This is a genomic window from Pedobacter sp. 10L46_2, assembly GCF_056395165.1.
Genome location: NZ_JBFTIZ010000182.1, coordinates 1 through 8,266 on the forward strand (window position 1 = coordinate 1; position 8,266 = coordinate 8,266).

General features: G+C 38.9%; 8 protein-coding genes. 5 read left to right on the top strand and 3 right to left on the bottom strand.

Features of this window, described 5'->3' with window-relative positions; all coding sequences use genetic code 11:
- Positions 1 to 209: 209 nt before the first annotated feature.
- Positions 210 to 629, top strand: a complete 420-nt coding sequence (locus AC1DDX_RS17850) for a hypothetical protein (RefSeq protein WP_477622348.1) — start codon at positions 210 to 212, stop codon at positions 627 to 629.
- Between the two features lie 13 nt (positions 630 to 642).
- On the top strand, positions 643 to 1,452 hold the full coding sequence (locus tag AC1DDX_RS17855; RefSeq protein WP_288880359.1) for a sugar phosphate isomerase/epimerase family protein: 810 nt from the start codon (positions 643 to 645) through the stop codon (positions 1,450 to 1,452).
- A gap of 8 nt (positions 1,453 to 1,460) precedes the next feature.
- On the opposite strand, the gene AC1DDX_RS17860 is transcribed toward AC1DDX_RS17855, so the two are convergent.
- Positions 1,461 to 2,339: an AraC family transcriptional regulator gene (locus AC1DDX_RS17860; RefSeq protein WP_477622349.1), complete on the bottom strand. Its 879-nt coding sequence runs from the start codon at positions 2,337 to 2,339 to the stop codon at positions 1,461 to 1,463.
- A gap of 235 nt (positions 2,340 to 2,574) precedes the next feature.
- Here AC1DDX_RS17860 and AC1DDX_RS17865 point away from each other — a divergent pair, with 235 nt between their 5' ends.
- On the top strand, positions 2,575 to 5,250 hold the full coding sequence (locus AC1DDX_RS17865; RefSeq protein WP_337715043.1) for a c-type cytochrome: 2,676 nt from the start codon (positions 2,575 to 2,577) through the stop codon (positions 5,248 to 5,250).
- A 10-nt stretch (positions 5,251 to 5,260) separates the two neighbouring features.
- Entirely contained in the window at positions 5,261 to 6,058 is a 798-nt protein-coding gene (locus AC1DDX_RS17870; RefSeq protein ID WP_288880351.1) for a 3-keto-disaccharide hydrolase, read from the top strand.
- Here AC1DDX_RS17870 and AC1DDX_RS17875 read toward each other — a convergent pair.
- Positions 5,971 to 6,327 (bottom strand): winged helix-turn-helix transcriptional regulator, encoded by a 357-nt coding sequence (locus tag AC1DDX_RS17875; RefSeq protein WP_172663677.1) that lies wholly within the window; start codon positions 6,325 to 6,327, stop codon positions 5,971 to 5,973. The two genes, AC1DDX_RS17870 and AC1DDX_RS17875, sit on opposite strands and share 88 nt — an antisense overlap.
- A gap of 78 nt (positions 6,328 to 6,405) precedes the next feature.
- On the opposite strand from AC1DDX_RS17875, the gene AC1DDX_RS17880 reads away from it, so the two are divergent.
- Positions 6,406 to 7,290, top strand: a complete 885-nt coding sequence (locus AC1DDX_RS17880; RefSeq protein WP_172663676.1) for an NAD(P)H-binding protein — start codon at positions 6,406 to 6,408, stop codon at positions 7,288 to 7,290.
- Positions 7,291 to 7,300: 10 nt separating this feature from the next.
- On the opposite strand, the gene AC1DDX_RS17885 is transcribed toward AC1DDX_RS17880, so the two are convergent.
- Positions 7,301 to 8,194: an AraC family transcriptional regulator gene (locus AC1DDX_RS17885; RefSeq protein ID WP_172663675.1), complete on the bottom strand. Its 894-nt coding sequence runs from the start codon at positions 8,192 to 8,194 to the stop codon at positions 7,301 to 7,303.
- Positions 8,195 to 8,266 lie beyond the last annotated feature (72 nt).

Consider the following 8,266-nt stretch of genomic DNA (forward strand, 5'->3'; position numbering starts at 1 on the left):
CCTAACGCCACCTAACGCCAGGGAAATACGAGTATAAGATAACTTATAAAACATTAAATAAAGCGGCGCAAGTAAAAGATATCCCCTGGAATTACCCTATTAATATCTTCCGGCAAGATAGTTTAACTTCTGGAAATTGGAAGGGTAGCTATGGCAAAGAAGGATTTGTGTTGTTTAATTACCTTCAAAATAATAAACATTTACAGAAATTGCCTGTCTATGTATCATCAGTAAAGTTAAGAAATGAGGCAAATGTTCATTCGGAATTGCCGGCAGACAATAGGGTGCTCCGCAACACAACAGGTACTAACCGTACCTTTGGTGCAGTTGTAACTAAAGATCCTGCGCCCACTTTRCAAACCATAACGATGGATGTTCAGGTTGCCGGAACTCAGTCCCATCAAATTGCTTTGTATTTTTTAGATTGGGATAACAAAGAAAGGCGCTCTGCCGTAGAAGTATTTGATGCCAATACACTTAAACTCATCTCACCTGTTCAGTTAATTAAGGATTATCAAAATGGAAAATATCTGATCTTTAATTATACCGGAAGCATACGAATTCGGATCAACCATGTACGTGGGGAGAACGCTGCAGTAAGTGGTATATTTTTCGACAGACATCAATAAGCATCCAAAACAAATGAAAACACAAATTTTGTGCACACTCTGGGGGCTTGAACATCTTCCTCTTGAAGATTCTTTTCTAAAAGTAAAACAGGCAGGCTATGATGGCGTTGATGCATGGATTCCGGAAGATGCTGCAGAACGTAAAAAGTTTATCCGACTTCTGGATGAATATCAATTTCCAATTGTATGTCATCAGCATCAAGCCACAGGAACCGATATTAAGTCTTTTTGTAAGTCTTTTGATTATTATTTGAATCTCTCTATGGACTGTAACCCGATACTAATTAATTCGCATAGCGGTAAAGACTATTTCTCCAAAGATGAACAATTAAGGGTAATTGATACAGCGCAGGAATTCTCCGTAAAAAGGAACATCAGGGTTGCCCACGAAACCCATCGGGGTAGGATAGGTTTTAGTCCTTACAATGCAATGGAACTTTTTGCGCTAAGGCCTGATATGAAAATCACAGCCGATCTTTCTCATTGGGTTTGTGTAACCGAAAGCTATCTGGAGAATTGCCCTAATATTTTAGAAGAGGCCATAAAAAGAACTGAACACATTCATGCAAGAGTTGGTTATCCTGAAGGACCACAAGTAACAGACCCGCGTGTAAAAGAATGGCAAACTGCTACACAGATATTTCTTGAGTGGTGGGGTAAAATCATTGACTATAAAAAAGAAGTCGGTGATGAGCTATTAACCATTACTCCAGAATTCGGTCCGCCTCCGTATATGGTTACATTACCCTCAAACGGGATGCCTGTTGCAGATCAGTTTGAAATCAACAGCTACATGAAGGATTTGTTGAGATCAATAACTTAAATATCAATTTATACTTTACGAAGCCTGTATTCTTTAGGTGGCAATCCGTTCTTTTTCTTAAACAAACGCGAAAAATAGAAAATAGAATCAAAACCTGTTTGGTAAGCCACTTCATTAATGGTTAAATTGGTGGATGTAAGTAAATCCTTCGCTTTGTCTAATCTCAGATTAAGGTGATATTGATTTGGTGATAAGCCTGTCGTTTCTTTAAAAATCTTCCTGAATCTCGAATAACCCATAGGCAAATCCTTTACCATTTCTTCTAAATTCACTGGGTTCTCAATGGATTCCTGTAAAAGAAATTTGGCCTTCGAAATGAGTTTAGATTGATTTCCGATATCAGGTGTTTTGTATTTCGATACGGCATTTACCAAGCCTAAAATTTGAAGAGTAAGCCCTGAAACGATTTGACGATACCCAATTTCAGCAGCAGCAACTGTTTTGATAAGTGTATGAAAAAGCTGCAGTAAATCTTCGTTCAGGCCAACATCAATAAAAGGATTCTCAGCGGTAAATATTCCCTTTTTCATCAATTCATTAGGATAACTCCCATTAAATCCTACCCAATATTCTTCCCAACCATGTTGAGGGTGTGGTTTGTATCTGTGCCATACACCTGGGAATAAAAAGAAACAGGTTCCAGCTTTAATGTTATAGGCTTTGGTTTTTGCAGATTCCAGTAAACCTTCGCCTTTTGTTATGAAAACCAGGTAATAGCCGTCTAGTATTCTGCCCTTATCCCAGGTAAAGGAGTGATCTATTGGATGCTCACGATTGTTTGGGTAATTTTTATTAGGCTCTACCTTTGCCGAACCAACCGTATTGATGTAAAATCCCCAATTTTTTTCGAATTCACTAATGTTAAGATATTTCTGGTAATYCTTCATTTTAATATTTGGCTTCTTTTATAAAGCTAATTATTTTATCAAAAAGTACAAACGATATTTAAGATTAAGTGCTGTTTTGTCTTATTAGTACATTCAATGTGTTGTTTTGTTTAAAGTGATATGTCAGAAAAGATAAAAGATAACCAGAGCATGTCAGTACAGGACAGCACAGGTTGCGTATTTCATCTATTTACGATATTCTTGTTATACCAAACACACAAATAAACCAACCCACATGAAATCAAACAGAACTAGGTCTGTTAAATTATCTGTAGTATTTTTATTACTCATTCTTATCGGTGTTTCCTTCACCACTTTCCAGAAAGATAATCCAGGACCAAAAGTTGAAAAACTAAAACTTTTACCAAATTTTAAAGCGGAACATTTATACAGCCCATCTGAAAGTAAAACCGGATCATGGGTAGCCATGACCTTTGATAATAAAGGGCGGATAATTACTTCAGATCAGTATGGCTTTTTATACAGGCTGGAAATACCCCCAATAGGTGCAGATACCACCAAGGTTAAAGTAAAGGTAGAAAAACTAATTGTTGGCGATTCAACAAACGCTAAAGTAGGGATGGGGTATGCCCATGGTTTGCTTTACGCCTTCAATAGCTTATACGTAATGGTTAATCACAATAGCGACGATAAGTTTAAAAGCGGAAGTGGACTTTACCGGTTACAGGATACCGATGGTGATGATCAATTCGATAAAGTAACATTGATGAAAGCATTAATCGGTGAAGGCGAACATGGCCCCCACAGTATTGTGCTTTCTCCTGATAAAAAGTCAATTTACATGATTGCAGGTAATTATACAGATATGCCGGAAATGGACAGTTACCGCCTACCTAAAACCTGGAAAGAAGACAACGCATTGGCAACCATAAAAGACCCTAATGGACATGCTACAGACCGTTTTGCGCCAGGAGCCTTTGTAATGAAAACCGACCCGGAAGGAGCAAAGTGGGAATTAGTAAGTGCAGGATATAGAAATCCATATGATTTTGCCTTTAATGAAGATGGAGAAATGTTTGTTTACGATGGCGACATGGAATGGGATATGGGGATGCCATGGTATAAACCTACCAGAATTTCTCATTCTCCCAGCGGAAGTGAATTTGGCTGGCGCTCCGGAAATACCAATTGGGCACCAAGTTATATTGATAATCTTCCTGCTATATTAAACGTTGGTCAGGGCTCACCTACGAACCTGGTTAGCAGTTATAACGCTCGTTTTCCAGAGAAATATCGTCGTGGTTTATTAGCCTTCGACTGGACTTTTGGCATCATTTACTCCGTACAGCTTATTCCCGATGGATCCTCTTATAAAACAACAGCAGAGGAATTTTTATCGGGACAGCCTTTACCGCTTACCGACGGTTTGATTGGACCTGATGGAGCACTTTACTTTTTAACCGGAGGACGTGAGCTTGAATCTGATCTATACAGAGTTTATTATGGTGATAATTCCTTGCCAAACCAAGAATTGCCAACCAATGCAACAGCAAGTGTGCTCGAAGCACGCAACCTGAGGAAGCAATTGGAAGAGTTTCATACTACGCCTAATCCAGAGGCAATTAACATAGCCTGGCCAAACCTGAAAAACAAAGATCGTTATATTCGTTATGCTGCAAGGATTGCTGTTGAACATCAGCCCGTTGCAGAATGGCAAGACAGAGCCCTGAATGAAAAGGACCCGATTATATTGATGCACGCCATGACTGCACTGGCCAGAAATGGAAGTAAGGAATTAAACAGTAAAATGTTGAATGCGCTGATGCACATCAATTATATGTCACTATCAGAACCGCAGAAGATGGACTTGTTAAGAACGTTTGAGCTAACGTTACTGCGCACCGGTAAACCCCAACCGGTAGATAGGCTGAAATTAAGCAAATATCTAAATGCTCATTTTCCGGCCAAGAGTAATGAAATCAATCGGTTCATGACAAAGATCCTTGTTTATATCGGCGATGAGCAGGTAGTACCTAAAACTTTGGCCTTAATAGATCTGGCCAAAGACGATGAGGACTACCAGAAGGGAATAACCAGTTCGTCAGATTTGATCTTGAAAAATCCTCAATATGGATTGGATATTGCAAAAACGCTGTCTAAAACGCCACCTTCGCAACAGATTTATTATGCTGTAGCTTTAAGTGAAGCCAAAAAAGGATGGACACCTGCACTTCGTAACAAATATTTTAAATGGTTCTATAAAGCATTCGGGTTTAAGGGTGGTAACAGTTATATCGGTTTTATTGATGAAGCACGTAAAATAGCCCTAACCAATGTGCCAAAAGAACAATTTGCTCATTTTAACAAGATCTCCGGAGACGGCCTGGTAGACAATAAACAGCTTAAACTTGGCGATGTTACACAACCAAAAGGTCCGGGAAGAGACTGGAAACTGGACGAAGCACTTGCAGTAGTAAAAGACAGTTTGGTAGGCAGAAACTATAAGAATGGTAAAATGATGTTTGCCGCCACAATGTGTATTTCTTGCCATACTACAGGTGGCGAGGGTGGTTCTGCAGGTCCCGACCTTACACATCTGGGAACCAGATTCTCTGAGAAAGACATCCTTGAATCTATCATAACACCTAGCAAAGTGATCTCCGATCAGTATGCCGCAAAAGTTTATTATTTAAAAGACGGAAGCTCTATCTATGGAAGATTTAAGAGAGAGACCAAAGACAAGATTTATATTTCTCAAAATCCTTTTTCTCCTCAAACACTTCGGGAAATTAAGAAAAAGGATATAGCAATCACTTCTGTATCTAAATTATCCATTATGATGCCTGGCATGATCAACAGCTTAAATAGTGAAGAATTAAAAGATTTAATGGCTTATTTGATTTCAGGTGGAAATAAAGATAATAAAGTGTTTCAGCCGGCAAGTAAATAGAAGTAAGAAGATGCGTCAAATAAATAGAAATTCAATAAGCTTTATTGGAAGTGTGTTTTTGTTAATGCTAACTTTTTCGGCAATGAGTCAGGAAAAGGATTTTGTTAAAATTTTTGATGGTAAAACACTACAAGGCTGGAAAGGAGATTTAATCCACTGGAAAGTTGAAAACGGAACTATAATAGGTGAGGTCACTCCTCAAAATCAATTAAAGAATAATACTTTTTTAATATGGGCAGGAGGGAAAGTGGGTGATTTTGAACTGAAATTACAGTATAAAATTTCAAAAGGAGGCAATAGTGGTATCCAGTACAGGAGTGAAGAAGTACCCGGTGTTCCCTTTGGACTAAAAGGTTATCAGGCCGACATAGATGGGAACAATGAATATACAGGCTTAAACTATGAAGAAAGAGGCCGTGGCTTTATCGCAAAACGGGGCGAGAAAGTAGTTGTAGATTCATTAGGGAAACCTGATCTCCTTTCAACGTTAGGTACATCAGAGGAGCTGGCAAAGAATATCAGGAAGGATGATTGGAATGAATATCACCTGGTTGTTAAAGGCAATCATATGCAATATTATATCAATGGTGTATTAATGAGTGATGCCACCGATAATGATCCTGTCAATCGTAAAATGACAGGGTTATTAGGCCTTCAGGCACACGTAACCACTGAAATGCGGGTTGAATTCAAGAACATTAGACTAAAGCAAGGCCTTGATTATGCCTTAAAATCTCGTGCAAATGCCCATTCAACCATTGCATCGAGAATTGGCTTTAATTCTTCACCTTCAAAACTTAAACTATAGGTTACAAAAGGAGGAACAATATTTTCAGCTTTTCTGATAACCAGCACATCCTGTTGCATCTGTTTTAGGTGCTGTATAAGCATTTTTTCAGTTATGGCCGGAATCAATTTCTTCAGCTCGCTATACCTTTTTGGTCCGCTCATGAGGTGGTAAAGTATTACTGGTTTCCAATGACCTCCAATCTTACTCATCACGTAGCTGACCGGGCAGGTTGCCTTGTTATTTTCTCTGTTGGCATTTAAAGTTGAATTTTCTTTGATCGCTGTCATCTTACATACTTTGGGGTAAGTACTTGTATAAAAGTAAGTACAAATATAACTTTGTCTTTAAATAAAAACAGAACTATCATGAAAATAATTATAACTGGGTCACTGGGGAATATCAGTAGACCACTTTCAATTAACCTGGTTTCTGAAGGACATCAGGTAACCATCGTATCCAGTAACAAAGAAAAATCAGATGAAATTATAAGCCTTGGCGCAATCCCGGCAATTGGATCAGTAAACGACGAACGTTTTCTTACAGATACCTTTATAGGTGCAGATCTGGTATATCTGATGGTACCTAACGATTTCGCTGCCAATGACCTTAGAGGACACATTAAAGAAGTTGGCGAGCACTATGCCAACGCAATAAAAGCCTCTGGTGTTAAAAAAGTAGTTTTATTGAGCAGTATAGGTGCTCATATTGAAAAAGGAACCGGACCAATTGCCGGGCTTTATGCCGTTGAACAGATCTTTAGTAAACTTGAAAATATCGATGTACTAATCCTTCGTCCTGCATTTTTCTATAACAATTTCTATGCAAATCAGGATTTGATCAGACACATGGGAATCATCGGGTCTAACTACGGTGCAGATCAGCCAATCATTATGGTCGATCCAAAAGATATAGCTGCGGCCGCTGCAAATAAAATCAAAGAAGGCTTTACAGGAAAGAACATTTTTTATATTGCGAGTGATAAACGCCTGCTTAAAGAAGTTGCAGAGGAGCTAGGAAAAGCAATTGGTAAGCCTGAATTGCCATGGGTAGCATTTGATGATGTGCAGGCCTTTGATGGAATGGTAGGCGCCGGACTTCCAGAGGAAATTGCAAAGAATTATGTAGAAATGGGCACCGCTATTAGAAGTGGTGTACTTTGGGAGGATTTCGATTCTAAAAACACTGTTCCAATTGGTAAGATCAAACTTGAAGATTTTGCAAAACAGTTTGCCATTGCCTACAACGGATAGCAGAGCCCAATTACCCTTCGTTTACAGTGTCTCTGCAGCGTTTTCTATAATCGGTGGGTTTTAATCCGGTTTTCTCTTTAAAAAGCTTTGAAAAGTAGAAGCTGGATTCAAAATTAAGATCAATAGAAATCTCCTTGATCGGTATATTGCTGCTGCACAACAAATCCTTTGCCTTTTCTATTTTAAGTTGAAGGTAATACTGACCTGGAGATAAACCTGTGTAATTTTTGAAGAACTTCCGAAACGAGGAGTACCCTACACACAGATCCTGAGCGGCCTGTTCGGCCGAGTATGGATTGTTTATATTTGAACGAAACAGGAGCATTGCCCGGTTTATAACATTATCTTCTTCCTGGTTACCAAGGGTGTGTTGTTTGGCAAGCGAATGACAGGCACCAAGCAGATAAAACACTGCTCCGGAAACCAGAGGCTGATAACCAGGACGCTCTTGTTTCGTTTTTTCAATAATGCCATTATACACTTCCAGTATGCTTTCATTAAAACCAATATACTGGGTGGGTGCTTCAGGCTTTAAATAGCCTGATGTTACCAGATTGTCTATTATTTTGCCTTTTACGCCTACCCAATATTCATCCCAACCTGTTTCTGGGTCGGGTTTATAACGGTGGCGCTCATTTGGGAACAGTACAATGACTGTTCCTGCATTGATTTTGGTCTGTTTATAATTTTCTGATTCAAAGATCCCGCTTCCACGAGTGATGTAAATAACCTGATATTCCTGCAAGGTACGCCAGCTCTTCCAGTTAAAATTGTGGTGTGCCGGATGATTTTTGAAGGGATATATGCTAGTAGGTCCAATATGCGTACATCCAGTGTTTAACACAATGAGGCCCCAACTTTCATCTTCTTTGCTGACAGGGAGATACTTATAGAAATTAATCATACTCGTCAATCATTTGGCTAGATTTCATAGCATAAACTGCTAAGAATGACTTTTAAAATAGTTGCTTTGATG

Excerpts from the sequence above, each read along its gene's own strand:
- AC1DDX_RS17855 (WP_288880359.1), top strand. The coding sequence starts at position 643 with ATGAAAACACAAATTTTGTGCACACTCTGGGGGCTTGAACATCTTCCT.
- AC1DDX_RS17865 (WP_337715043.1), top strand. The coding sequence starts at position 2,575 with ATGAAATCAAACAGAACTAGGTCTGTTAAATTATCTGTAGTATTTTTA.
- AC1DDX_RS17870 (WP_288880351.1), top strand. The coding sequence starts at position 5,261 with ATGCGTCAAATAAATAGAAATTCAATAAGCTTTATTGGAAGTGTGTTT.
- AC1DDX_RS17875 (WP_172663677.1), bottom strand. The coding sequence starts at position 6,327 with ATGACAGCGATCAAAGAAAATTCAACTTTAAATGCCAACAGAGAAAAT.
- AC1DDX_RS17880 (WP_172663676.1), top strand. The coding sequence starts at position 6,406 with ATGAAAATAATTATAACTGGGTCACTGGGGAATATCAGTAGACCACTT.
- AC1DDX_RS17885 (WP_172663675.1), bottom strand. The coding sequence starts at position 8,194 with ATGATTAATTTCTATAAGTATCTCCCTGTCAGCAAAGAAGATGAAAGT.